Origin of the sequence: Streptomyces sp. NPDC059224, from assembly GCF_042754285.1 — a bacterium.
Lineage (GTDB): Bacteria > Actinomycetota > Actinomycetes > Streptomycetales > Streptomycetaceae > Streptomyces.
This window is the reverse complement of sequence record NZ_JBHZAN010000013.1, coordinates 70,582-95,199: the sequence shown is the minus strand read 5'-3', so window position 1 is coordinate 95,199 and position 24,618 is coordinate 70,582. Positions and strand designations below refer to the sequence as shown.

Annotated in this window: 26 protein-coding genes and 1 tRNA gene; 8 read left to right on the top strand and 19 right to left on the bottom strand. The window is 71.6% G+C overall.

Translation table 11 applies throughout. The annotated features are described in order from the left end of the window. Positions 1–7 precede the first annotated feature (7 nt). From ACFXI4_RS15970 to ACFXI4_RS15960, 3 genes are all read right to left on the bottom strand, one after another. Complete coding sequence (locus ACFXI4_RS15970; protein ID WP_384990869.1) at positions 8–829, bottom strand: YceI family protein; 822 nt, start codon at positions 827–829, stop codon at positions 8–10. 111 nt (positions 830–940) lie between these two features. Further along, the gene (locus tag ACFXI4_RS15965; RefSeq protein WP_384990866.1) at positions 941–3,478 is read right to left on the bottom strand and encodes an MFS transporter; all 2,538 of its coding nucleotides are present in this window, start codon (positions 3,476–3,478) and stop codon (positions 941–943) included. 20 nt (positions 3,479–3,498) lie between these two features. Continuing rightward, complete coding sequence (locus ACFXI4_RS15960) at positions 3,499–4,074, bottom strand: MarR family winged helix-turn-helix transcriptional regulator (protein ID WP_384990864.1); 576 nt, start codon at positions 4,072–4,074, stop codon at positions 3,499–3,501. 193 nt (positions 4,075–4,267) lie between these two features. Here ACFXI4_RS15960 and ACFXI4_RS15955 point away from each other — a divergent pair, with 193 nt between their 5' ends. After that, complete coding sequence (locus ACFXI4_RS15955) at positions 4,268–4,474, top strand: hypothetical protein (RefSeq protein WP_362730095.1); 207 nt, start codon at positions 4,268–4,270, stop codon at positions 4,472–4,474. A gap of 114 nt (positions 4,475–4,588) precedes the next feature. Here ACFXI4_RS15955 and ACFXI4_RS15950 read toward each other — a convergent pair whose 3' ends face one another. The 9 genes from ACFXI4_RS15950 to ACFXI4_RS15910 form a co-directional block, all read right to left on the bottom strand. After that, complete coding sequence (locus ACFXI4_RS15950; RefSeq protein ID WP_384990861.1) at positions 4,589–5,353, bottom strand: hypothetical protein; 765 nt, start codon at positions 5,351–5,353, stop codon at positions 4,589–4,591. Positions 5,354–5,403: 50 nt separating this feature from the next. Then, positions 5,404–6,318, bottom strand: coding sequence for an RNA polymerase sigma factor SigF (locus ACFXI4_RS15945; RefSeq protein WP_384990858.1), 915 nt, complete (start codon positions 6,316–6,318; stop codon positions 5,404–5,406). 668 nt (positions 6,319–6,986) lie between these two features. Continuing rightward, the gene (locus tag ACFXI4_RS15940) at positions 6,987–7,874 is read right to left on the bottom strand and encodes an RNA polymerase sigma factor SigF (RefSeq protein ID WP_362731391.1); all 888 of its coding nucleotides are present in this window, start codon (positions 7,872–7,874) and stop codon (positions 6,987–6,989) included. Positions 7,875–8,086: 212 nt separating this feature from the next. After that, the gene (locus ACFXI4_RS15935) at positions 8,087–8,380 is read right to left on the bottom strand and encodes a Dabb family protein (RefSeq protein ID WP_384990853.1); all 294 of its coding nucleotides are present in this window, start codon (positions 8,378–8,380) and stop codon (positions 8,087–8,089) included. A 21-nt stretch (positions 8,381–8,401) separates the two neighbouring features. Continuing rightward, entirely contained in the window at positions 8,402–8,578 is a 177-nt protein-coding gene (locus ACFXI4_RS15930) for a hypothetical protein (RefSeq protein ID WP_362731395.1), read from the bottom strand. A 227-nt stretch (positions 8,579–8,805) separates the two neighbouring features. Then, positions 8,806–8,890 (bottom strand) — tRNA-Ser (locus ACFXI4_RS15925). Positions 8,891–8,966: 76 nt separating this feature from the next. Further along, positions 8,967–9,398 carry a tRNA adenosine(34) deaminase TadA gene (tadA, locus tag ACFXI4_RS15920; protein ID WP_384990851.1) on the bottom strand — a complete coding sequence of 144 codons (432 nt, stop codon included), beginning with the start codon at positions 9,396–9,398 and terminating at the stop codon, positions 8,967–8,969. Between the two features lie 56 nt (positions 9,399–9,454). Next, positions 9,455–9,982 carry a hypothetical protein gene (locus ACFXI4_RS15915; protein ID WP_351316212.1) on the bottom strand — a complete coding sequence of 176 codons (528 nt, stop codon included), beginning with the start codon at positions 9,980–9,982 and terminating at the stop codon, positions 9,455–9,457. 361 nt (positions 9,983–10,343) lie between these two features. Beyond that, complete coding sequence (locus ACFXI4_RS15910; protein WP_362731573.1) at positions 10,344–10,541, bottom strand: hypothetical protein; 198 nt, start codon at positions 10,539–10,541, stop codon at positions 10,344–10,346. Positions 10,542–10,658: 117 nt separating this feature from the next. Here ACFXI4_RS15910 and upp point away from each other — a divergent pair, with 117 nt between their 5' ends. Then, positions 10,659–11,294, top strand: a complete 636-nt coding sequence (gene upp / locus ACFXI4_RS15905; RefSeq protein ID WP_362731575.1) for a uracil phosphoribosyltransferase — start codon at positions 10,659–10,661, stop codon at positions 11,292–11,294. Between the two features lie 159 nt (positions 11,295–11,453). Here upp and ACFXI4_RS15900 read toward each other — a convergent pair whose 3' ends face one another. Together ACFXI4_RS15900 and ACFXI4_RS15895 are read right to left on the bottom strand one after the other, a co-directional pair. Then, entirely contained in the window at positions 11,454–12,101 is a 648-nt protein-coding gene (locus tag ACFXI4_RS15900) for a LytR C-terminal domain-containing protein (protein ID WP_384990847.1), read from the bottom strand. 154 nt (positions 12,102–12,255) lie between these two features. After that, positions 12,256–12,552, bottom strand: a complete 297-nt coding sequence (locus ACFXI4_RS15895; RefSeq protein WP_003999914.1) for a type II toxin-antitoxin system VapB family antitoxin — start codon at positions 12,550–12,552, stop codon at positions 12,256–12,258. Positions 12,553–12,663: 111 nt separating this feature from the next. Here ACFXI4_RS15895 and ACFXI4_RS15890 point away from each other — a divergent pair, with 111 nt between their 5' ends. Continuing rightward, entirely contained in the window at positions 12,664–14,184 is a 1,521-nt protein-coding gene (locus ACFXI4_RS15890; RefSeq protein ID WP_384990845.1) for a helicase HerA-like domain-containing protein, read from the top strand. 58 nt (positions 14,185–14,242) lie between these two features. On the opposite strand, the gene ACFXI4_RS15885 is transcribed toward ACFXI4_RS15890, so the two are convergent. The 4 genes from ACFXI4_RS15885 to ACFXI4_RS15870 all read right to left on the bottom strand — a co-directional run bounded on the left by ACFXI4_RS15885 (position 14,243) and on the right by ACFXI4_RS15870 (position 16,296). Beyond that, positions 14,243–14,371, bottom strand: a complete 129-nt coding sequence (locus ACFXI4_RS15885; RefSeq protein WP_384990843.1) for a hypothetical protein — start codon at positions 14,369–14,371, stop codon at positions 14,243–14,245. 58 nt (positions 14,372–14,429) lie between these two features. Beyond that, positions 14,430–14,774: a hypothetical protein gene (locus ACFXI4_RS15880; RefSeq protein WP_384990841.1), complete on the bottom strand. Its 345-nt coding sequence runs from the start codon at positions 14,772–14,774 to the stop codon at positions 14,430–14,432. 94 nt (positions 14,775–14,868) lie between these two features. Beyond that, positions 14,869–15,579 carry an HdeD family acid-resistance protein gene (locus ACFXI4_RS15875; RefSeq protein WP_384990839.1) on the bottom strand — a complete coding sequence of 237 codons (711 nt, stop codon included), beginning with the start codon at positions 15,577–15,579 and terminating at the stop codon, positions 14,869–14,871. A gap of 66 nt (positions 15,580–15,645) precedes the next feature. Continuing rightward, positions 15,646–16,296 (bottom strand): HhH-GPD-type base excision DNA repair protein, encoded by a 651-nt coding sequence (locus tag ACFXI4_RS15870; protein ID WP_384990836.1) that lies wholly within the window; start codon positions 16,294–16,296, stop codon positions 15,646–15,648. Positions 16,297–16,432: 136 nt separating this feature from the next. On the opposite strand from ACFXI4_RS15870, the gene ACFXI4_RS15865 reads away from it, so the two are divergent. The 5 genes from ACFXI4_RS15865 (at position 16,433) to ACFXI4_RS15845 (ending at position 22,274) form a co-directional block, all read left to right on the top strand. After that, positions 16,433–18,520, top strand: a complete 2,088-nt coding sequence (locus tag ACFXI4_RS15865) for a penicillin acylase family protein (RefSeq protein WP_384990834.1) — start codon at positions 16,433–16,435, stop codon at positions 18,518–18,520. Next, on the top strand, positions 18,517–19,107 hold the full coding sequence (locus ACFXI4_RS15860; protein ID WP_384990832.1) for a GNAT family N-acetyltransferase: 591 nt from the start codon (positions 18,517–18,519) through the stop codon (positions 19,105–19,107). The genes ACFXI4_RS15865 and ACFXI4_RS15860 overlap by 4 nt, the downstream gene beginning before the upstream one ends. After that, on the top strand, positions 19,094–19,567 hold the full coding sequence (locus ACFXI4_RS15855; protein ID WP_384991105.1) for a cupin domain-containing protein: 474 nt from the start codon (positions 19,094–19,096) through the stop codon (positions 19,565–19,567). The genes ACFXI4_RS15860 and ACFXI4_RS15855 overlap by 14 nt, the downstream gene beginning before the upstream one ends. After that, positions 19,564–20,322, top strand: coding sequence for an SDR family NAD(P)-dependent oxidoreductase (locus tag ACFXI4_RS15850; protein WP_384990829.1), 759 nt, complete (start codon positions 19,564–19,566; stop codon positions 20,320–20,322). Before ACFXI4_RS15855 ends, ACFXI4_RS15850 begins: the two co-directional genes overlap by 4 nt. Positions 20,323–20,408: 86 nt before the next feature. Next, complete coding sequence (locus tag ACFXI4_RS15845) at positions 20,409–22,274, top strand: copper resistance protein CopC (protein ID WP_384990827.1); 1,866 nt, start codon at positions 20,409–20,411, stop codon at positions 22,272–22,274. A 1,499-nt stretch (positions 22,275–23,773) separates the two neighbouring features. Here the strand turns inward: ACFXI4_RS15845 and ACFXI4_RS15840 are convergent. Further along, the gene (locus ACFXI4_RS15840; protein ID WP_384990825.1) at positions 23,774–24,457 is read right to left on the bottom strand and encodes a hypothetical protein; all 684 of its coding nucleotides are present in this window, start codon (positions 24,455–24,457) and stop codon (positions 23,774–23,776) included. Between the last annotated feature and the right edge of the window lie 161 nt (positions 24,458–24,618).

The window sequence follows — 24,618 nt, the reverse complement described above, 5'->3', positions numbered from 1 at the left end:
GCCGGTCCTACGCCTGCGGCAGGGATTCGCCCTGCACCGCCTGGATCTCCAGCTCGACCTTGAGGGTCGTACCGATGGCGGCGATGCCCGCCTGGACGACCTGGTTGTAGTTCATCGCGAAGTCCTCGCGATGCAGCTCGGCCGTCGCCCGGAACGCGGCCCGGGTGCCGCCCCAGGGGTCGGCGCCGGTGCCGAGGTAGGCGAGGTGCAGGTCGACGGGGCGTACGACACCGCGCATGGCCAGCTCGCCGTGGACCGTCCAGCGGTCGGAGCCGGCCACCGTCAGCCCCGTCGAGGTGTACGTCAGCTCGGGGTACCGCTCGACGTCCAGGAAGTCGGCCGAGCGCAGATGCGTGTCGCGCGTGCCGTTGCCGGTGTCGATGGAGGCGGCCCGGATGACGGCCTGGACGCGGGACTTGGTGACGTCGTCGGGCGCGATCTCGATGGCCGCGGTGAAGTCCGTGAAACGGCCGCGGACACTGGAGATGCCCAGGTGCTGGGCGACCGCGGCGACGGTGGAGTGTGCCGGGTCGACGGTCCACGGGCCGGGCGGCGGCAGCTCGGTGCCGCCCTGCCGGGCTAGCGTGACCTTGCCGATCTCGGCCCGGCCGCCGGCGGTGACGATGGCGCTGGAGGCGGCGGGCGCGTAGCCCACGGCGGTGACGATGACGGTGTACGACCCGGGCGCGAGCGGGTTCGGGTCCCGCACCCTGCCCTCCTCGTCCGCCTCGACGCGCAGCACCTGCGTGCCGGTCATGTCGGTCACCGTGACGACCGCGTGCGACACGGCCCATCCGTCCCGGGTGCGGATCCTGGCGGTGAGTCCCATCCCGAATTCTCCCTGAAAACCGATCTGGAGGAGTGAAAAGGCCTATAAATCGCGCAGATTGCGACGGCCCGGGGCAGCCGATGAACCATCGCTGCCCCGGGCCGGGACGAACTACTCGCCAGGGTGGGAGAGTTCGATGTCGTGCCCGTCGACACCGGCGCCGGTGACGTTCAGGGCGGTGGCGACCGGCGGGTAGCCCGTCGCGATCACGGTGTAGTCGCCGCCGTCCAGGTCGGCGAAGGCGTACGCGCCGTCCAGGCCGGTGGTGGACGTGCCGACCACGTTGCCGGCCGCGTCCACAAGGGTGACGCGGGCGTCGGCCAGCGGCCCGTGCGGGGCCCTCACCACACCCTGGAGCTGGGCGCCGGCGTCCAGGTCGACCTCGATCCGGGTGACCCCGGTGGTGCCGATCTGGACCGGCAGCGCGCGAGGACGGTACCCGGCCGCGTTCACCGCGACCGTCACCACACCCGGCACCAGGTCGCCGAAGGCGAACTGGCCCTGCTCACCGGTGGCCGCGGTGGCCAGCAGGTCACCGCGCACGTCGGTGACGATCACCATCGCGTCCTTGACCGGCAGCGCGCTGCCCGCACCGCGCACCACACCGCTCAGCCCGCTGGTGCCGCTGAGCAGGATGTCGTACGGCAGCGGGTCCTCGCCCACCAGGACGGTGGAGGCCTGCGGCTGGTAGCCGTCGGCGGAGGCGATCAGCACGTAGGAACCCGCGCCGGGGGCGTCCAGGCGGTAGGAGCCGTCGTGGCCCGCGACCGCACGGCCCAGCTGGCGGCCGGAGAGCGAGATGAGGGTGACCGCGGCCTGGGCGACCGGGGCGCTCTCGGCACCGCGCACGAAGCCGTGCACCGGGACACCGCCGGAGCCCGCCGACTGCTCGGGGGCGGCGATGGTCGCCACGGCGGCGAACTGCCGGGTGGCCTCCGTGGCGGTGTCCGTGCCGCTGACGACCGGGGCGGCCCAGCTGGGGACCGTCTCCTCGGCGGGAGCCGGCACGGCGGCAGCGGCGGCCGGTGCGGCCTCGATGCCCTGCTCGGCGGCGGCCGCCTGGGCGAGCGCGCCCTTGGTCCGCAACGGGACCTCCTTGATGAACAGGGTGATCAGGAACGCGAGGGCCGCGAGGCAGCCGGCGATCAGGAAGACGTCGGCGATGCCGTGGCCGTAGGCGCTCTGGAAGAGGGTGCGCAGCGGGACCGGCAGCTTGCCCAGGTCCGGGATGCTGTCGCTGGACGAGCTGGAACCGGCCAGCGCGGCCTGGTACTTGTGCGGGAGGCCGGCGGCGCCCTCGGTCACGTAGTGCGTGATCCGGTGGGCCATCACCGCGCCCAGCGCCGAGACGCCGACCGCACCGCCGAGGGAACGGAAGAAGGTGACCGTGGAGCTGGCCGAGCCGAGGTCGGAGGGTTCGACCTGGTTCTGCGTGCAGAGCACCAGGTTCTGCATCATCATGCCGATGCCGAGGCCCAGCAGCGCCATGAAGATCGCCATCTTCCAGTACGCCGTGTCGTACCGGATGGTCCCGAGCAGGCCGAGGCCGGCCGTCACGAGCACGCCGCCGCTGACCAGCCAGGCCTTCCAGCGGCCGGTACGGGTGATGAACTGCCCGGAGACGGTGGAGGAGACGAACAGGCCGCCGATCATCGGGATGGTCAGCACGCCGGACATCGTCGGGGACTTGTCGCGGGCCAGCTGGAAGTACTGGCTGAAGAAGACCGTGCCGGTGAACATCGCGACACCGACGAACAGGGAGGCCAGCGAGGCCAGGGTGATGGTGCGGTTGCGGAACAGCCGCAGCGGGATGATCGGTTCCTTGGCCTTCGACTCGACCAGGATGAAGATCAGACCGAGGACGATCGCGCCACCGATCAACGCGTACGTCTGCCAGGAGATCCAGTCGTACTTGTCACCGGCGAAGGTGACCCAGACCAGCAGCAGCGAGACGGCGGCGGCGACGAAGAACGCGCCGGCCCAGTCGACCTTGACCTCACGCTTGACCACGGGCAGGTGCAGGGTCTTCTGCAGCACGATCAGCGCGACGACGGCGAAGGGGACGCCGACGTAGAAGCACCAGCGCCAGCCCAGCCACGAGGTGTCGGTGATGACACCGCCGAGCAGCGGGCCGCCGACGGTGGCGACGGCGAAGGTGGCACCGAGGTAGCCGGAGTAACGGCCGCGCTCACGCGGCGAGATCATCGCGGCCATGACGATCTGGGCGAGCGCCGACAGACCGCCGACGCCGACGCCCTGGACGACACGGCAGGCGATCAGCATGCCGGCGTTCTGCGACAGACCGGCGGCCGCGGATCCCAGGACGTAGATGACCAGGGCGATCTGGACGAGCGCCTTCTTGTTGTACAGGTCGGCGAGCTTGCCCCACAGCGGGGTGGCCGCGGTCATCGACAGCAGGGCCGCCGTGACGACCCAGGTGTAGGCGGACTGGCCGCCGCCCAGGTCGGTGATGATGTGCGGCAGGGCGTTGGTGACGATCGTGGAGGACAGGATCGCGACGAACATGCCGAGCAGCAGCCCGGATATCGCTTCCATGATCTGCCGGTGTGTCATCGGGGCAGCCTGCTCGACGGAGCCTCCCCCGTGCTTTGCATGGGCCCGCACACCGGCTGGTGTGGTCGTTGCCATGGGCTTCCTTTTCTTACGTCCTACGCGGGTGTACGGGTGGTCGGTTCGAGTACGGGGGTGGTGGGGGCGCGGGCGGCGGAGCCGACCGGGGCCGTGGCGGCCTTCGCGGCCACCGGGAGCGGCTCGGCCGGGCCCGCCGTGGCCGGACGGGGATGGGCGACGGCGGTCCGGCAGTCACCGAAGCTGTCCCGGAGCCGGGTCATCAGCCGGATCAGCTGGTCGACCTCCTCGTCGCTCCAGTCGCCCAGCCGCTCGGTCAGCAGCTCGGTGCTGCGCCGGGACAGGTCCCGCAGCGTCGCCTCGCCCGCGGGGGTGAGGCGCAGGATGCGGGACCGCTTGTCCGCCGGATCGGGGGACCGCTCGATCCAGCCGCGTTCGGCGACATGCGCCACGTGCCTGCTGGTCACGGACATGTCCACGGCGAGCAGCTCGGCGAGCTTGCTCATGCGCATGGATCCATAGCGGCCGAGCAGCGTCAGCACGGCCGCGGAACCGGCCGGGCAGTCGTGCGGCAGGATCCGCGCGAGGTCCCGCTTCACAGCTCCGACGGCGCTGAGCTGACGCGCCAGCTCCTCGAACTGCGCCTGCTCCGCCATCACACCTCCCGTATTCGTTGCTTGGGGCAACCATAGAATGCTTGGTTGCCACAGGCAAATAAGCGGGCGGCAATGGGGACAAAAACTTGGCAAAGACAAATATTGCGATCGTAAACACCCAGGTGGGGCGGCTTGTACTTCGGGGCGGCCCCCCACTTGGGCCGGACCACCGGATTCGCTAGTGTCTCGGGGCATGGCTAACACCCAGGGCCCGCAGGGCAACTACGACCCCGCCGGCAGCACCCAGATGTTCCGCGCGTTCGTCGACGAGGCCCCGCAGACCTCCCAGCAGACGGCGTCCCCCTCCACCGCCTCCGGCGGCCCCCGCATCGGCCTGATCCTCGGCGTCGTCGCCGTGGTGGTCGTGGTCGCGGCGGTGGCCTGGCTGGCACTCAAGTAGTCACCCGCCGCCCGCTCGGCCCCTCGGGCGGTACGAGGGCCGGGGCGGCGGCGCGACGAAGCACCCGGGGTCCGCTGCCCCGGGCTTTCGTCGTGCCCGTACGGATCCGCCGGCTCAGTTCCAGTCGACCGTCACGACCCGGGTCTCGATGTGCATGCCCAGGGGCACGCGCCAGTCGTCCACGCAGATCGTCCAGGTCGCGCTCGTACGGGCGCCGGCCGCGACCGGCGCCGGCACGGGCCGTGTCGACCCGATCGTCGCCCAGTCGATGCCCAGCAGGCCGATGATGTGCGTGCCGAGCGTGACCGTGCCGGAACGGACCGCCGTGCCGCCCGAGTTGCGGAACTCGACCGTCACCTTCTCGCACCACCGTTTGTCCGTGGGCTCGCGGGTGGGGGCGCTCCAGGTGAGGGCGGCGGGCGAGGTGCGGCCGGGTGGGGCGGTGCCGGATGGGGCGCCGGGTGTGGCGCCGGTCGGTGAAGTGGCGGACGGCCGTGACGGGGCCGGTGCCGACGGAGCGGACCGTCGGGGCCGGGTGTCGTCGTGGCCGGAGGAGCCGGGCGAGGGCGTCGGGGCCGCGGGACCGGCCGGTCCGCCCGCCGTGTCCGCCGTGTCCGCCGTGTCCGCCGGGCCGTCTCCGGCCGGGGGCGACCTGTGCGCCGTCCCCGCCGAGGAGCCGTCCAGCGGGACCAGCGTCACCGATCCCGTGGGTCCCGACGACGTCCCGGGCGGCCCCGCGCTGGCGCCCGCCGCCCCCACCGCCGTGTAGCCGCCGCCGTCACCGCCTCCGCACGCCGTGAGTGCCGAGGCCAGGCAGAGGGCGGCCGCCGAAGCCGTGACGGCGCCCCGGCGGCCACTCGGTGTCCTACGGAGAAGCATCGCGCCAGTGTGGCTGACGCTCCGTCAGTAAGGAACCCGTCGGAACCGGTTCAGTCCGCGATCAGGCCCTCACGGAGCTGGGCCAGGGTGCGGGTCAGCAGGCGGGAGACATGCATCTGGGAGATGCCGACCTCTTCGCCGATCTGGGACTGGGTCATGTTCGCGAAGAAGCGGAGCATGATGATCCGGCGCTCGCGGGGCGGGAGCTTGGCCAGCAGCGGCTTCAGCGACTCGCGGTACTCCACGCCCTCCAGGGCCGTGTCCTCGTAGCCGAGGCGGTCGGCCAGCGAGCCCTCGCCGCCGTCGTCCTCGGGGGCCGGGGAGTCGAGGGAGGAGGCGGTGTACGCGTTGCCGACGGCCAGACCGTCGACCACGTCCTCCTCGGACACGCCGAGCACCGCGGCCAGTTCGGTGACCGTCGGGGAGCGGTCCAGCTTCTGGGAGAGCTCGTCGCTGGCCTTGGTGAGGGCCAGGCGCAGCTCCTGGAGCCGGCGCGGGACGCGCACCGACCAGGAGGTGTCCCGGAAGAACCGCTTGATCTCGCCGACGACCGTCGGCATCGCGAACGTCGGGAACTCCACGCCCCGTTCGCAGTCGAAGCGGTCGATCGCCTTGATCAGGCCGATGGTGCCGACCTGGACGATGTCCTCCATCGGCTCGTTGCGGCTGCGGAAGCGGGCCGCCGCGTAGCGCACGAGGGGGAGGTTCAGTTCGATCAGGGTGTCCCGGACGTAGGCACGCTCGGGGCTGTCCTCATCGAGTGCGGCGAGGCGCAGGAACAGGGAGCGGGACAGGGTGCGGGTGTCGAGGTTTCCCGAGGCCACCGGGGATTCCGGGGTCGGAGGGGTCTCCAGCGCCGGGGCGCCGTCGATGCTGTCGAGCACGTCGATGGCGTCGAGCTCCTTGGGCGCTGCCTCGCTCTTCGTGAGCGTAAGCACCTTCGAGCTGCCCTGGTCTGCGGACATGCCACCCCCTTTGGGTCGCGGGACGGTCGCGGCGACGCCCCTCACGAGGAACGGCGCCTTCACCTGAATACCGGAGCCGAAGCCCCGGCAAACGCGCTTCCCGCAGAATGTCACATGTCGGCAACACGCTGTAGTGACATGTCGACATGTAAGAACCGAATCGGCCCTGCGTGCAAGGGGTCTGACGCTATTTCGACCCCCAACTGTCGGGAAGTGTGCTGGTGAGCGATTCGCTCGCGACGGTGATGGCTCGATCCTGCTTGCGGTTATGGCCGCGCCAAGTCACCTGAAGCGCGTCTCGGACCGGTAACGGGCCGGCCTGCGGGCGCTGCGCCGGTGCGTGCGGAGGACCGCGCGACGGCGCATGCGCCGTCGCGCGTGGCGGCCTCCGGCGGCTGGGCGGGGGTGCGGGGTGGATGCCGCCGTGGGGCCCGGCGGCGCCGGGGGGGCGCGTTGCGGGGCGGGGCCCGGCAGAGGCCGCGGCGGCGGGCGGGCTTCGGCGCGGTCCGCCGGGCGCTGCCGCGCGGCGCGGTGCGGCGCGGTGCGGGCTTCGGGGCGGATCCTGTCGTGGGGCTGGGGGCGGGCCCGGGGCGGGCCGCGGTGCACGGCGCGGGGGCGGGCCGCGAGGCGGGGCCCGGCGCGGGACTCGGGGCAGGGGTGGCGGTGGGTCAGGCCTCGATGCGGTTCGCCGAACGCAGTCGCTGGAAGCTGCGGGCCAGGAGACGGGAGACGTGCATCTGGGAGACGCCCAGCTCCGCGCTGATCTGCGACTGGGTGAGGTTGCTGTAGTAGCGCAGGAGGAGGATCCGCTGCTCCCGCTCAGGGAGCTGGACCAGCAGATGGCGGACCAGGTCGCGGTGTTCCACACCGTCCAGGGCCGGGTCCTCGTAGCCGATGCGGTCCAGCAGACCCGGCAGCCCGTCGCCCTCCTGGGCGGCCTCCAGGGAGGTCGCGTGGTACGACCGGCCGGCCTCGATGCAGGACAGCACCTCCTCCTCGCTGATCCGCAGCCGTTCGGCGATCTCGGCGGTGGAGGGGGAGCGCCCGAAGGCGGTGGTCAGGTCCTCGGTCGCGCTGTTCACCTGGACCCACAGCTCGTGCAGCCGGCGCGGGACGTGCACGGTGCGGACGTTGTCCCGGAAGTAGCGCTTGATCTCGCCGACGACGGTCGGCATCGCGAAGGTCGGGAACTGCACGCCCCGTTCCGGGTCGAAGCGGTCGATGGCGTTGATCAGGCCGATGGTGCCGACCTGGACGACGTCCTCCATCGGCTCGTTGCGGGAGCGGAAGCGGGCGGCCGCGTAGCGCACGAGAGGGAGGTTCGCCTCGATGAGCGCCGCCCGCACGCGGTTGTGCTCCGGCGTGCCCGGCTTGAGGTCCTTCAGCTGCCCGAAGAGCACCTGGGTCAGCGCCCGGGTGTCGGCGCCGCGACGCTTCTCCGGGGGCGGCGCGGGCGCCTGGGCGGGGGGCTGGACCGTTCCTTGGGCGGGAGGCTGGGCAGTGGGGGGAGCGGGGGCGGGCGCCTCTTCCTGGGGCGGCGCAGAACTGGCCGACACGGTCAACGCCACCTCTTCATCGGTCAATCATCCGTCAAAAGCGGTCATAGCATCACAAGACATGTGCACCGTGCGCAAGCACCCCATAACGTCGTGTTGAGAGTGAAAGTCGGCAAGTTGGGGCATAACCCACAGAAAAGCCCCCCACCGTTCCCGGTGGAGGGCCTGTCTCCAGAAGCCGTCGCGCGGCCGTCGAGGAGGCGCGGTACGGCTCAGAACTCGTAGTCCGCGATCACCCACGTGGCGAACTCCCGCCACTGCGCGGCGGCCGCCTGGTGGGCCGGGTGCTCCAGGTACCGCTTCAGTGCGTCCGCGTCCTCGACGGCCGAGTTGATCGCGAAGTCGTGGGCGATGGGGCGCTCGGTGATGTTCCAGCCGCACTCCCAGTGGCGCAGGTCCTCGATCTGGCCGCCGAGCGCGGCGAAGGCCGCGGCGCCCGCGACGGCCCGCGGATCGTCGCGCCCGACGCCCTCGTCGAGTTTGAAGAGGGCGAGGTGGCGGATCATGGCTGCTCCCGGGGTGGTGCGCTATTTGGCTCCGTCGACGAGCCAGGTCATGAACGATCCGATGGCCTTGGCCGCGTCCGATATGCCCTCGAATCCTATCTGGACGTAATCGGCTGCTTTGGCCGGGTCTGTAATGATCACGTAGAGCGCGAAGACCACGAGCACGTACGTGGCGATCTTCTTGGCATTCACCGCCACCGCGGCCTCCCCTGTGCCTGCCTCTGCCGGCGTGTCTGCGTAGCCTGTGGACCCTGCTGCCGGCCGCGAGTGTAACCTTCGCGCCCCCCTCCGCGGCCAACGGCCCGCTGGTCGCGGCCCGTTGCCGGATCAGGGGGCGTGAACGGGGGCGCGCGACGGACGCGGTCCGCGCATGTCCGGGGATGGACGCAGAAAGGGCCCCGTCTTTCGACGGGGCCCTTCTCCGGCGGTAGCGGAGGGATTTGAACCCTCGGTGACTTGCGCCACACTCGCTTTCGAGGCGAGCTCCTTCGGCCGCTCGGACACGCTACCGAGAGAGACCTTACAGCACGGGGGGCCGTGCTCTGAAATCACTGTTCGGGGTCCTGGAGCGCGCCGGGAGCGGCCCTCAGCGGTCCCGGAAGAATTCCCTGAGCAGCCCGGCGGACTCCTCCGCCAGGACGCCCTCGACGACTTCGGGACGGTGGTTCAGACGCCGGTCGCGCACGACGTCCCAGAGCGAGCCGGCGGCCCCGGCCTTCTCGTCGCGGGCGCCGTAGACGACCCGGTCGACCCGGGACTGGACCAGGGCCCCGGCACACATGGTGCAGGGCTCCAGCGTGACCACGAGGGTGCAGCCGGTGAGCCGCCACTCCCCGAGGGCCGCGGCGGCCCGGCGCAGCGCGAGGACCTCGGCGTGCGCGGTCGGGTCGCCGGTGGCCTCGCGTTCGTTGTGACCGGTCGCGAGCACCGTCGTACCGTCCGGGGACAGCACGACGGCGCCGACGGGGACGTCCCCGCCCCGGACGGCCTGTCCGGCCTGGTCCAGGGCGAGCCGCATGGCGGCCCGCCAGCGGTCGCGTACCGGGTCCGGGGACCCGGCTGCCTCGTGGGAGGTCAGCGGACGGTCTCCAGGACCTCGGCGGCGCCCAGGACCTCGGCGATCTCGCTGAGCGCGTCGTCGCTGAGCGAGAGCAGCTCCTTCGCGCTCACCCCCAGGTCGTCGAGGATCCCGCTGTCACCGACCGGGCCGGACGGCACGGCGGACGTGTCCGTGTCCTCGTCGTCCTCGGCCTCCGGCTCACCGTCCTCGGTGCCGTCGAGGTCGAGGGCGTCCAGGTCGTCGTCTTCGTCCTTGGGCTCCCTTCCGAGCAGTTCGTCGGTGAGCAGGAGCTCGCCGTACGAGCTACGGGCGGCGGCGGCCGCGTTGGAGACGAAGACCCGGGGGTCCTCCTCGCCGTCCACGCGCACGACGCCGAACCACGCGTCTTCCTGCTCGATGAAGACGAGCACCGTGTCGTCGGCGTCCGGCGCCGATTCCCGGGCCAGGTCGGCCAGGTCCGACAAGGTCTCCACATCGTCGAGCTCTGTGTCGCTCGCTTCCCACCCGTCTTCGGTGCGCGCGAGCAGTGCGGCGAAGTACACCGTGACTCTCCCACTGGTCTTAGGCGTGCCGGTTGGGGGTCCCCCCGGCGGAGGTCATGGGCGGGGAGAGCTGGGCTCCGAGCCCCACCCACTCGGAATCGTGGCAGAAACAAGGCGCTCAGGGGACGTCTTCGGCTCCCTGTGTCCGGCAGTTTTGATCGCACGTATGCAAAGAGACGTCCAGGTAACCGCGTACGGGGTCACCAGCGCACTCGTTGCCGCCACCTGCGGATCGTACGCGGGTTTTCCCGCGGTCCACGCACGGCCTTCCCCGTGCCGGACCGCAACGCGCCCCAAGCGGTGGATCTTTGCCGAAGGATCCGCTTCACGGCTCTCGCCGTTCTCACGGATTTGCCGACTCCTACCAGCGGAACGTCCGCATACGCATGGCGTGTCGCAGCCGGGCCGTCTTGACGCGGCGCGGCTGGACCCGGTCGCGCAGCGCCCTGGCCTCGGCGAGATCGCGCAGGAAGCGGGCGCGGCGGCGACGCCGCTCGGCCTCCGTCTCGCCCTCGGGCGCGCCGTACGCGCGGTCGTCAGGTTCAGGCTGATCAGACACGGTCACACCACCCCAGTCCGGTCACTCCCACGTTCCCCCGGACGGGGGGTTTGATGCCACCGTGACCTCATGTGGGCCCCGCGCGAGGGGTGCGCGGACGCGGTTACTGTTGTCGGCATGCGTCTCCACGTCGTCGACCACCCTCTGGTCGCCCACAAGCTCACCACCCTGCGCGACCAGCGCACCGACTCCGCGACGTTCCGGCGGCTCGCCGACGAACTGGTCACGCTGCTCGCCTACGAGGCGACGCGCGACGTGCGGACCGAGGCCGTCGACGTCCAGACCCCGGTCTCGCGTACGACCGGCGTCAAGCTCGCCCGTCCCCGCCCGCTGGTGGTGCCGATCCTGCGCGCCGGGCTCGGCATGCTGGACGGCATGGTCCGGCTGCTGCCGACCGCCGAGGTGGGCTTCCTGGGCATGATCCGCAACGAGGAGACGCTCCAGGCGTCCACGTACGCCTCACGGATGCCGGAGGACCTCTCCGGGCGCCAGGTGTACGTCCTGGACCCGATGCTGGCCACGGGCGGCACCCTGGTCGCGGCGATCCGTGAGCTCATCGGGAGGGGCGCGGACGATGTGACGGCGGTGGTCCTGCTGGCCGCGCCGGAGGGCGTCGAGGTCATGGAGCGGGAGCTGGCGGGGACGCCGGTCACGGTCGTCACGGCCGCCGTCGACGACCACCTCAACGAGCACGGCTACATCGTCCCGGGCCTGGGCGACGCGGGCGACCGCCTGTACGGCGCGGCCGAGTAGGAGCCGTTCGTCCCGGCACCGCAGGGGTGCGGGGCGCGTCGGGTTCCGCGGCTCCGTCGCGGGCTGCTCGCGCAGTCCCCCGCGCCCCTGCGGGCGGACGCCTCGGGCGGCGTTCGGATCTCGCCCCCGTCCCCCGCTCCGCGCGCGGCATCCCGTGGCTCAGCAGTTCCTCTTCGACGCCTTCGGCTCGGGGTGGGACAGGGCCGTGATGGCCTTCGCGGCCGTCGCCTGGGGTGTGAGGGCCTTGAAGGCGTTGCCCAGGATCAGGTCCACGGCGGCGCCCTTGCGGCCCGCCTCCGTGCGCTGGTCCGGTGCGGTGAGCTGGGTGGCCAGCACCGGCAGGGACGTGTGCAGGGCCGAGGCCGGTCCGAGCAGTATCGCCGTGCCCTTGACCTTCGCGTCGAACTTCGCCGGTGCGTTGCCGACGTCGCCGATCTTGAAGCCGCGTTTCCTGAGTTCGTCCGCGGTGTCCTTGGCCAGGCCCGTACGGGTCGTGGCGTTGTAGACGTTCACCGTGATCTGGGCGGGCTTCGGCAGTGCCGCCGCGGACGCGCCGTCCGCGGGACCCGTACTCGCCGCGGCCTGCTTCACGCACGCCGTGGAACCGGCCGCCGCAACCTCTTTGTCGCCGCCCGTGAAGACGTCGATGAGCTGCAGGGTGCCCCAGCCGACGAGGCCGAGCGCGGTGACGGAGGCGACCATGGAGAGGACGAGCCGGGCACGCCGCCGGCGTGGGCGCATGCGAGGGTATTTGTCCCCAGTGATCCGGTACTGGCCGCCCATGCCGGGGGGAGTCAGCATGCTCATGAGCGCAGCGTAGTGCGCCACGGGTGCGTTGACTAATAGATGATCATCCGACGTCGCACGGTCCAACCCGAAAGGGGCAACCGGCGTGAAACGGCGGGTGGCGCACGGGCGTCGGCCGGGTGTCGGCCGGACCGGTCGATCCGGCCGAGCCGGGTCAGTCCAGTTCGAGCACGCGTGCGTGCAGCACCTGACGCTGCTGGAGGGCGGCGCGGACCGCACGGTGCAGCCCGTCCTCCAGGTACAGGTCGCCCTGCCACTTCACGACGTGCGCGAAGAGGTCGCCGTAGAACGTCGAGTCCTCGGCGAGGAGGGTCTCCAGGTCGAGCTGTCCCTTGGTCGTCACGAGCTGATCGAGGCGGACCGGGCGCGGTGCGACGTCCGCCCACTGCCGGGTGCTCTCCCGGCCGTGGTCGGGGTACGGCCGGCCGTTTCCGATGCGCTTGAAGATCACACGGAAAGCCTACCGGTCCTGACGTTCCGGGCGCAGCCATGGCGACGGAGTGCGACGCTGGAAAAGACGCCGTAAAGGTCATCAAAAAGGCAAAACGGAACAGGGGGTCCGATGACGAGTGCCGGTGAAGCCGCCGCGATCGCCTCCGGGTACGCCTTCACCGGCCAGGCCCTGGACCTCGGTGCCGTCCTCTGGGACGGCCGGTGCCACGCCGACGCCCCGGTCCGTGTCCCGCTCCCCATGCTCAACCGGCACGGCCTGGTCGCCGGCGCCACCGGCACCGGCAAGACCAAGACGCTGCAGCTGATCGCCGAGCAGCTCTCGGCGCAGGGCGTCCCGGTGTTCCTGGCGGACGTCAAGGGCGACCTGTCGGGCATCGCCCGCCCGGGGCGGCGTGCCGAGAGCGTCCTCCAACGGGCCGCTGACGTGGGGCAGGAGTGGACGGCGACCGGTTTCCCCGCGGAGTTCCTGGCCCTCGGCGGCCTCGGCCACGGCGTCCCGGTCCGCGCCACGATCACCAGCTTCGGTCCGGTCCTGCTCTCGAAGGTGCTCCGGCTGAACCAGACCCAGGAGCAGTCCCTGGGCCTGATCTTCCACTACGCCGACACCAAGGGCCTGGAGCTGATCGACCTCAAGGACCTGCGCGCGGTCGTCGCGTTCCTGACCTCCGACGAGGGCCGGGCCGAGCTGAAGGATCTCGGCGGGCTGTCGACGGCCACGGCCGGGGTGATCCTGCGTTCCCTGACCGCCTTCGAGGCACAGGGCATGGCGGACTTCTTCGGCGAGCCGGAGTTCGACACGGCCGACCTCCTCCGTACGGCACCGGACGGCCGGGGCGTCGTCTCGGTCCTGGAACTTGCCGCCGTGCAGGACAAGCCGCTGCTCTTCTCCACCTTCCTGATGTGGCTGCTGGCCGACCTCTTCCACGACCTCCCCGAGATCGGCGACGCCGACAGGCCGAAACTGGTCTTCTTCTTCGACGAGGCGCACCTGCTGTTCAGCGGCGCCTCGAAGGCGTTCCTGGAGGCGATCACCCAGACGGTGCGCCTGATTCGCTCGAAAGGGGTCGGCGTCTTCTTCGTCACGCAGACCCCGAAGGACGTACCGTCCGACGTCCTGGCCCAGCTCGGCAACCGCGTCCAGCACGCGCTCCGGGCCTTCACCCCCGAGGACCAGAAGGCGCTGCGGGCCACCGTGCAGACCTTCCCGAAGTCGTCGTACGACCTCGAAGAGCTGCTGACCGGCCTCGGCACGGGCGAGGCCGTGGTCACCGTGCTCAGCGAGAACGGCGCCCCGACACCGGTCGCGGCGACCCGGCTGCGGGCCCCGGAGTCCCTGATGGCCCCGGTCGACGCGGCGGAACTCGACCAGGCGGTACGGGCCTCCGCGCTCCACGGACGTTATGCACAGGCTGTGGACCGGGAGTCGGCGTACGAGAAGCTGCGGCGGGCCCCGGCCGCCGCGCCGAAGGCCGCGCCCCGCACCAGCGGGTCCGCCCCCGAGGAAGAACCCTCGCTCGTCGAACAAGTGGTCGGCAGCGGCATGTTCAGGTCCCTCGCCCGTTCCGTGGGCACACAGCTCGGCCGTGAGATCACCCGCTCGCTGTTCGGTACGGCGCGCCGGCGCAGGTGAGCCGGGCGCGGCCCGGGCCGGGCGCCCCGCACGGGCCGCCCGGCCACCGGTACCGGGATCAACCGCGTTTCTGCTCCTGATGAAGCGGCCTCGGCGGCTGCGCCGTCTTCGCCTGCGGCTTCGGCGTGCTGCGGACGGCCTCCGCGCGCAGCAGGGCGCGCAGGACCGCGTACGGGTCTGAGGACATGACTGTGTTCCTTGCGTAGGGCTGACTGACCTGGGGGACGGCGGGACCTGTCGGTCGGTCAGCAGCGCAGGACCACGGTGCGCAGCAGGGGCGTGGCGTACGGCGGACACGGTGCCGCCGCGGGAGGCCGGCCGCGGTCCGCCGGGCCGGCGGGTGCCGCGTCGGGGAGCGGCGCGGGACGCTGGGGTACGTCGGCCCGGTGGACGGCGCGGGCGGGGAGCCGTAGCGGCGTGTCGAGGACGTCGTACTCGGCCGTCTCGGCGGAGCCGGCCGGGGCGGCGCTCGCGGTGAGGGCCCCGGCCGCGGTCGGGGCGCCGGCCAGCAGCAGGGTGAGCAGCAGCACGAGTGCCCGCGGCCAGGTGTGTCCTGGCCGCGGGCGCCCGGAGGGGGAACCGCTGCTCATGGCGGTCATCTCCCCATGCGGTGGGCGGTGTTCCCCGCACCCGGCGCGAGATCCGCCCGCTCGGCGTACCGGTGAGGCGCGAGGTTGACGCCGCTCACAGGGCCTGCGGGATGTGCTTGGCCCGGCTGCGGATGCCGAACGAGGAGATGATCTCCACGATGCCCACGATCACCAGCCAGATACCGGCGACCAGGGTCAGTACGGCGACCGACTCGAACGGCGAGACGATCAGCACGATGCCGGCGATGAAGGTGACGATCCCGAGGAAGACCATCCAGCCGCGGGCGGCCATCCCGGGGTCGTGCACCGCGGCGATGGTCTGGGTGATGCCGCGGATCAGCCAGCCGATCCCGATCCACAGGGCGAGCAGCAGGATCGACTCCAGCGGGCCGCGGAAGCAGAACAGGCCCAGCAGGATCGACAGCGCGCCGCTGATGAAGGCCAGCACGCGCAGCGAGGTCGTCTTGTGCGTGCCGAACGCCGAGACCAGCTGGAAGATGCCGCTGATCAGCAGGTAGATGCCGAAGAGCACACCGGCGGCGAGCAGCGAGGCGCCCGGCCACACGAGGACCAGGACGCCCAGGACCAGGGAGGCGATCCCGGTGAGCAGCACGGTCTGCCAGGCCGCCTTGGAGAGGGCGTGCAGGGGCCCCTCGAAGGGCGGCTCGGGCTCATGCCGCGAGGCGGTCGCCGGCGTGTGCGCGGGCGTGGAGACGGGGGCGGACGCGGGGGCTGCGGCCGAGGCCGGGGCGATGTGAGCCGTGCGGTCGTCGTCGGCGGGGCCGGTGCTGGGAGGCTCGGTCATGTCTCCAGCTGAAACCGGTGGGATCGCCCCTGCCAGCAGGAGACGGCCGATCGGGTGACGGATCCGCTACCGTCCCGGCTGCTTCTCCCCGGCCTTCGCCGCCTTCGCCGCCGCCTTCGTCTCCTGCTTGTGCGCCCGCACCTTCGCCAGCGACTCGGGCCCCGTGATGTCGGCGACGGAACGGAACGACTCCGCCTCCCCGTACGCCCCCGCCGCCTCCCGCCAGCCCTGCGGCCGGACCCCGAGCTGCTTGCCCAGCAGGGCGAGGAAGATCTGCGCCTTCTGCTTGCCGAAGCCGGGCAGTTCCTGGAGCCGCTTCAGCAGTTCCGCGCCGCTGCCGACGTCGCGCCAGATGCCCTCGGCGTCCCCGTCGTAGTGCTCCACGAGGTACTGGCACAGCTGCTGGATCCGCTTGGCCATGGAGCCGGGGTAGCGGTGCACCGCCGGCTTCTCGGAGAGCAGCGCGGCGAAGGCCTCGGGTTCCTGGGCGGCGATCTCGTGCGCGTCCAGTTCGTCCGTCCCCATCCGCCGGGCGATGGCCGCAGGTCCCTTGAACGCCCACTCCATCGGAACCTGCTGGTCGAGCAGCATGCCGGTGAGCGCGGCGAGCTTGCTGCGGCTGAGGAGTCCGTCCGCCTCGGGGTCCTGGGCGAGGCGCAGGGTCGTGGCGTGGGCCGTGGTGGCGGGCTCGGTGCCGGCCTCGGGGTTGGCGTCCATGGCCCGATGATCCCGCGCCCGCGGCGGCCGCGCGCGCTCGCCGTGGCCCGGCACGCGCCGCTTCGGCACCCCTCACGTACGATTCCCCTACGATTCAACTTAGGCAAGCCTAACCTTAGACGAGAGGTGTCGCAGGGTGACCGTCAAGACCTACCGAGACCCCTGGGGCATCCCGCACCTGCGAGCCGCCGACGCCCGTGGACTCGCCCGTGCGCAGGGCCGGGTCACCGCCCACGACCGGGCCTGGCAACTGGAGACGGAACGGCACCGGGCGCAGGGCACCTCGGCGTCCTACCTCGGCTCGGCGGCCGTCGCCTGGGACGTGTTCGCCCGCCGGGCCCGCCTCGCGGACACGGCCAGACGCTGCTTCGAGGCGCTGGAGAGACAGGACCCGGCGACGGCGGACTGGGTGCGGGCGTACGTCACCGGCGTGAACGAGGGCCTGGCGACCGGCACCGCCCGCACGCCCGAGTTCGCCCGCACCGGCCTCGACCCCGGCACCTGGGAGCCCTGGCACCCCCTGGGCGTCTGGCTGGCCACGCACATCCTGTTCGCCGGCTTCCCGGCCAAGCTGTGGCGCGAGGAGGCGATACGGCACCTGGGGGAGGACGCGGTCCCCCTGTTCGCCACGGACGGGCCGGGGACCGCGGGCAGCAACGGCTGGCTCCTCGCGGGCTCCCGCACCACCACCGGTCAGGCCCTCCTCGCCGGTGACCCCCACCGCTTCATCGAGGCACCCGGCGTCTACCAGCAGATCCGCCTCTCGTGCCCGGAGTTCGACGTGATCGGCCTGGCCGTCCCGGGCGTCCCCGGCATCGCCCACTTCGCCCACACGGGCACGGTCGCCTGGTCCGTCACCCACGCGATGGCCGACTACCAGGACCTCTACCGCGAACGCCTGCGCCGCACGGCGGCCGGGATCGAGGCCCTGGGCCCGGACGGCGCCTGGCACCGCGCGGAACGGCACACGGAGACGGTGGAGGTGGCGGGCGAACCGCCGCTCGGGATCGAGGTGATCGAGACCGAACGGGGCCCGGTGATCACGTCCCCCGCCCCGGCAGTCGCCGACGCCGACGCCGACGGTGAGGCCGAGGCGCTGGCGCTCCGCTACCCGCCCCGCGTCACCGAAGACCTCGGCTTCAGCGCCCTGCTCCCCCTCCTCCGGGCCCGCCACGTCACCGACGTCGACCGCGCCTTCGACGCCTGGACCGAGCCCGTCAACGTGGTCCACGCCGCCGACACCGCCGGAGGCACCCTGCACCGCGTCGCCGGCCGTGTCCCCGTCCGCTCCCGCACCAACCGCACCCGCCTCGCCCCTGCCTGGCTTCCCGGCCACGCCTGGCAGGGCTGGCACGAGATGCCGTACGGCGAACTCACCGACGGCGTGGCCGTGATGGCGAACCAGCGCGGCCCGGCCGCCCCCCTGGGCGTCGAGTTCGCCCCGCCGCACCGCGCCGACCGCATCCGCGCCCTCCTCGACGAGCGCCGCACCTGGTCCGCCGCCGACCTGCCCGCGATCCACACCGACACCCACCTGGCCTCCGCCGCCTCCCTTCTCGATCATCTGGCCGCCCTCGACGACCTCACCCCCGGCGCCGCCAGACTCCGCGACCGACTCCTCGCCTGGGACCGCAGGATGGACGCCGGCAGCACCGGCGCCGCGGCCTACGCGGCCGTGCGCACCGCGGTCGTACGGCACCTCGCCGCCCACCCCGCCTTCGCCGCCCTCGCCGCACCACCCGCCCACCCCGAGGTCCTGCTCCCCTGGCTGGCCCTCACCCCCCGGATCGCCTTCGCCCTCGAACACCTCCTGAAGGCGGAGGAGTTGTTCGGCATCGACCGTCCCGCCGCCGTCCGTGCGGCAGTCGAGGAAGCCGCCGCGAGCGGACCCGCCGGCACCTGGGGCGACACCCACCGCCTCGCCCCCTGGCGGGCGCTGCCCGAACCGTCGTACGTCGGGCCGGCCCTGTCCGGTGACCACGACTGCGTGCTGTGCACCTCGGCCGTCCCCGGTCTCACCGACCTCTCCGCGCGGGGCCCGGCCGCCCGGTACGTCTGGGACCTGGCCGACCGGGACAACAGCGCCTGGGTGGTGCCGTTCGGCGCCGACGGCGTCCCCGGCGCACCGCACCACACCGACCAGCTCGCCCTGTGGCTCCAGGGCGGGCTGGCCCCGGTCAGCACCGACTGGGACCGGCTTGACCTCGTGGAGGAGACCCCATGACCGAGTACACCGTCGGAGGCTTCGGCACCGTCCGGCTCCGCCCCCTCGACCCCGAGCGGGACGCGGACGTCGTCCACTCCTGGGTAGGCGAGGAACGCGCCGCCTTCTGGGGCATGACCGGCCTCACCCGCGCCCAGGTCGCCGAGGTCTACGCCCACATGGCCACCCTCGACACCCACCACGCCCATCTCGCGGAGAAGGACGGCACCCCGGTGGCGCTCCTCCAGACGTACGAGCCGGCGGCAGACCGGGTGAGCGAGTGCTACGACGTCCGCCCCGGCGACATCGGCATCCACGTCCTGCTCGCCCCGGCCGGACCGGAGGGTCCCCGCTCCGGCTGGACGGACTCCCTCCTGTCCGCCTTCACGGAGTTCGCCCTGCGCACCCTCGACCGCGACCGCGTCGTCGTGGACCCGGACGTCCGCAACGCGAAGGCGATCGCCCGTTTCACCCGCCAGGGCTTCACCCGCGGCCCGGCCGTCCTTCTCCCGGAGATCGACCTCCCGGACGTCCAACTGCCCGAGAAGCACGCTCAGCTGGCATTCCTCACCCGGGCGGTAGCCTTCCCGGATGCTGACCCCCGATGACCTGATCGCCCACTACGCCCTGGAGCCGATCCCCCGCGAGGGCGGTCTGTTCCGGGAGACCTGGGCCGGCCCCGAACGTGCCGACGGCCGCCCCGAGGGCACCGCGATCGTCGGCCTCCTGACCGCCGACGACTTCTCGGCCCTGCACCGCCTCCCCACCGACGAGATCTGGCACCACTACCTGGGCGACCCCCTCGACCTGCTGCTCCTCGCCCCCGACGGCACCACCCGTACCGCCGTCCTCGGCCCCGACCTGCTGGGCGGCCAGCAGATCCAGCTCACCGTCCCGGCCGGCACCTGGATGGGCGCCCGGGTGGCACCGCACGGAGCCTGGACGCTGTTCGGCTGCACCATGGCCCCCGGATTCACCTTCGAGGGGTACGAACACGGGAACGCGGGCCACCTCACGGCGCGTTACCCCTCCGAAGCCGACCGCATCGCGGGACTCTGCCGTCCATGAGCCACCTACTGGACGGACAGGTCGCCCTGGTCACGGGCGCGAGCGGCGGCATCGGCCGGGCCATCGCGCTGCGCCTCGCCGAGGAGGGCGCGACGGTGGCCGTGCACTGCCGTACGGCGGTGACGGCGGCGCGTGAGGTCGCCTCGGCCATCGGTGACCGGGCGGTCGTCGTGCAGGGCGACCTGAGCGACGAGGAGACCTGCCACCGGGTCGTCCACGAGGCCGCGGACCGGTGCGGCGGCCGTCTGACCGCGCTGGTCAACAACGCGGCCGTGCAACCCGTGCAGCCCCTGCCCGGCATGACCGCGGCCGACTGGCGTGCGGTCGTCGACACCGACCTCGGCAGTGTCTTCGCCTGCACCCAGGCGGCCGCCGAGATCATGAGCGGCCGGCCCGGCGGCGGCACGATCACCCACATCGCCTCCATCGAGGCGTCCCACCCGGCCCCCGGCCACGCCCACTACTGCGCGGCGAAGGCGGCGGTGGTGATGCACGCGCGAGCGGCCGCCCTGGAGTACGGCCGCCTCGGCATCCGCGTCAACGCGGTCTCCCCCGGCCTGATCGACCGGGAGGGCCTGGCGGACGCCTGGCCGGAGGGGGTGCGCCGATGGCAGGAGGCGGTGCCGACCGGCCGCCTGGGCCGTCCGCGGGACGTGGCGGACGCGGTGGTCTTCCTGGCTTCGCCGCTGGCGTCGTGGATCACCGGCCACGACCTGGTGGTGGACGGCGGGGTGTCCGCCCGCCCGACGTGGTGACGGCACCCCTCGGCACCCCTCGGCCGCGTTGACACCCCCGCCCCCTCGGCACAATGAGCACCGCACGCCTGCCATCCGTATGACCCATGAACGCCTGCTTCCGAACTCAGGACGGTGACGTGAGCGAAGAACAAGGCTGGTGGCACAGGGCAGCCCCGCGCGGAGCGTTGCGCGCCCTCGCCCTCCTCGGCAGCCTCCTCACCGCTCTCCTCCTGGCTTCGGCCGCGCCCGCCTCCGCACACGCGGCCCTGCGCGGCAGCGACCCGGCCGACGGCGCCGTACTGAAGTCGTCGCCCGGGTCCGTCACCCTGACCTTCACCGAGTCCGTCGGCCTGCTCGCCGACTCGTTCCGGGTGTACGACCCCACCAACCACCGGGTGACCACCGGCGACGCCGAACACGGCCCCGCAGGCGCGGACACCGCCCGGATCACCTTCCCGAAGAAGCTCGCCACCGGCACGTTCACGGTGGCGTGGCGGGTCGTGTCGGCGGACAGCCACCCCGTCTCCGGTGCCCTCACCTTCTCCGTGGGCAAACCGTCGGCGACCACGGCCGCCGTCCCCACCGGCCCGGACGAGAACCCGGCCACCGGCAGCCTCTACGACATCGGCCGCTACGTCGCGTACCTCGCCGTGGCGCTGCTGACAGGCGGCGTCGCCTTCATGGCCCTGTGCCGCCCGCCGGACACGGCCCCGCTGCGCAAACCGGTCCGGACGGCCTGGTGGACCCTGCTGGCCGCCACCCTCTTCCTCTTCGTCCTCCGCTCCCCGTACGAGGAGGGCACCTCCCCGGCGACGGCCCTCGACCTCGCCGCGCTCGGCAGGACCGCGACGGGCCGCCCCGGCCTGGTGCTACTGGCGAGGGTCGCCCTGCTGGCGATCACGGCCGGCCTGTACGCCCTACTCGTCCGCGGGCGGGAGCACCGGCTCCGTCCGCCGTCCCGCCCGTTCCTGGTGACGGCCGCCGTCCTCGCCGTCGCCCTGGCCCTGACCTGGGCGACGGCGGAACACGCGTCGGCCGGCATCCAGGTGCCCCTGGCGATGACGTCCTCGGTGCTGCACCTCCTGGCGATGTCGCTCTGGCTGGGCGGCCTCACGGCCCTCCTCACCACCCTCCACCGGGCCACCGCCGCCCCCCTCCCGGCCGCCGTCGTCACCCGTTTCTCCCGGGTGGCCTTCGCCTCGGTGACGGTCCTCGTGGTGACCGGCGTCTACCAGTCCTGGCGCGGCCTGGGTTCCTGGCAGGCACTCACCGACACCACCTACGGCCGTCTCCTGCTCGTGAAACTCGCCGCCGTGACCCTGCTGCTGGCTGCGGCCTCCCAGTCCCGCCGCTGGACGGCGAGGCTGGTGAGCACACCGGCCGCGGCGACGGCCCGCGACCGCGTCCCGCAGACGGTCGGCGCACCGCCCCGGGAGACCCCGCCGGCCGAGGCGGAGCCGGCCCCCACGCCGGACCACCGGGCGCTGCGCCGCTCGGTCCTCGCCGAAGTCGCCGTCGGCGTCGCCGTCCTGGTCGTCACCACGATCCTGACCGGCACGCTGCCCGGCCGCGCGGCCGCCGAAGCCGCCGATTCGGGAACGGCGACGGCCACGGCCGGCGGCATCCCGGCGGCCTCCGTCGCGATGGTCCCCTTCGACGTCGGCACCCCGAACGGCCACGGCAAGGTGCAGATCACCCTGGACCCCGGCCGGGTCGGCGACAACTCCGTACAAGCGGTCGTCTTCGGCCCCGACGACGGCATCTCCGCCGTCCCCGAGCTCCGCCTCTCCTTCACCCTCGCCGCCCAGAAGATCGGCCCCCTCCCGGCCGGCCTCACGGACCGCGGCGGCTACTGGGCCGCCGACTCCGTCAACCTGCCGATCGCGGGCGAGTGGACGATGAACCTGACGGTACGGGTGTCGGACCTGGACCAGGTGACGGTGACACACAGGATCCGGATCGCCGGCTGACCGGGGGCGGACAGCCGTGCCGCGTGACGCCCTGCCCGGATCACGAGCGGGCGTCCGGAACCTGGGTGTGTCTCGCCTCGGAGGCGGGCCCGGCCGTACCGGGAGACGGCCACCCGCGTTCGCACGGCCTGCCCGGTCCGGCAGAGCGGCTCCGGTTCAGTGCCCAGGGCCGAACCACGAATAGGCACGCACGGCGACGCGCGCGCAGAACAGAAAGGAGTGCAGGCCCAACCGGTCCGCCGCCACGGCCAGGACAACTGCTGCGCCCGCTGCTTTCCCGGCGACACCGCGCCACGAGAACGCGCGCCCGGCACGCCGTGCCGAAGGTGGTTCGGCGTCGCCCGCGGACGTACTGCTTTCCCCTGCGACGGCACCGTGCGCCTTGATCTCCCCACCCATGCCCGGGACCTTATCGCTCCCGCAGAACCGGCGGCACCGCCCGACTCACACGAGGACAACGCCGAAGGGCCCCGCTGCGAACAGCGGGGCCCTTCGACGTATTGCCCGGTGAGAGCAATGGCGGAGGATACGAGATTCGAACTCGTGAGGGGTTGCCCCCAACACGCTTTCCAACTGTCCGCGCGGCCATCCCGGGGCGTTCGCGGGGGTCCGCGGGGCAGGCACACGGGGTGCGCGTACGCCCGTGAACGGTGGTGGCCGTGGGTGCACTGGACAAAGACCAGGACAACGAGGCGACCAACACCCGCTTTGAGGAGCGAGGTTGGACGATCACGGGCGTGACCTGCGAGGTCCGCACTTAGGCCGGTCTCATCTCGTCGCCCCGCTCGGCCTTGCGGTTCCCCGTGAGTCGTCGCCCGTTCTGGCACGAAATTGGCACGGGATCTGTCTGCCTTGGTAGGCGGATCGCCTCAGCGTCGTGCCCGCCGGTGCCACTGGCCGGTGACTAGGCGGTTACGCTGGCGGCCAGCTCGAAAAGCAGCATGGGACTCCTGCCGAGATGGTGACGAGGCGGATGACTTACTGCTGCTTGGGCGGATCAGGATCCCAGCCGACTGCGAACGACCACGTGACGCCGGGCTCCGAAGTGAAATGCAGAGAACTAGTTGAGTGGTTCCCCGACATGTGTATCTCGTTCATCGTGGGCAAAACCCTGCCCTTTTCGCACAGCAGCGGAAAGGAAGCGCTTGTTGGCTTCACCTGGACAGTGAGGCGACCCGGACCTTGGCAGTTGATGGCGATCGCAAGGGTCTTGCCCGCCTTGATCCCACCGGGAATCGGGTAGATGGCGTTGCTTTTGACCGCAGTGCCGCTGACCAAGGCCGTAATTCCGTCAGAACTGATCGTCGGTGCCTTGTGGACAGAAGGACTGTGAGGATCCGACGTTGCACTGTCCGACGACGGGATGGGTGATGGAGTGGTACCTCGGACAGGGTGGGTTGCCGAGGTGCTTTCGCGATGACCGGAGCTACAACTTGCTGTCGCCAAAGCGGCAGCAAACACACAACCGGCTAGGCGGACGGACCGCCGCATGGTCGCCATCAGGCGTTCGACTCCCAGATGTACCAGCCGACGTAATGAGGGGTGTAGCTCGTGACGTTGCTCTTCGAAGTGATTTTGCAGTTTTCGGTTATTACGTAGCTCGTGCCCTGGGTCCGTACACGGTAGACGCCGTACGAAGCGTGGGTAATCTTGTGTGCCGGAGTGTCAGCCTGTATCGAATTGCCCAGCCTTGCTGTCATCGAAGCTGACAGGCTCAAGTCCCACTTGGCCTCGACCTTACCGATCATGGCCTCCACGCTGATGGAGAGATGCCCGGTATACGTCACCCCCACCGTGCCGGAGACCTCGGAAGTGAAGGTCGACTTGGCGTTGTGTGGAGTGTTGTTGGTGTTGGCCTGGGGAGCCCCGACGCCCTTGTGATGGTCCCCGCCCTTGTTGGTGGGAGTGTAGACACGCTGTACCTCGCACCTCTGGGCGCCCGGGTGGTTTCCGTCCCCAGTGCTGTCGCTGCCCGGAATATCGGGCTCAACGTTCACCTGGTCTGCGGGGACGTCCACGAGGTCCGTGTCCGCCGGATCAGTTTCTTGCGGCGGCGCGCTGTTGATCACTACGTCAGTGTCGGTGGGCGTGTCATCTGCAGATGCGATGCCTCCTCCAGCCCCCAGCGCGATGAGCAGCGCGGCAGAGGCGATGGTTCCAGCACGCTTCGCAGCGAGATGCATGTTCATCCTTTCGCCGTCTCTCCCCCCGTGGGAGATGGCATGCGCAGAACACTCATCTATGACTCTTCAGTTGGTCAAGTAAATGCGAACGATTTGAGGGAGATCTGAGACGCGTAATCGAAGGTTGTTCATCAGTTGCTCAAGAAACGGGAAAGCGGCCC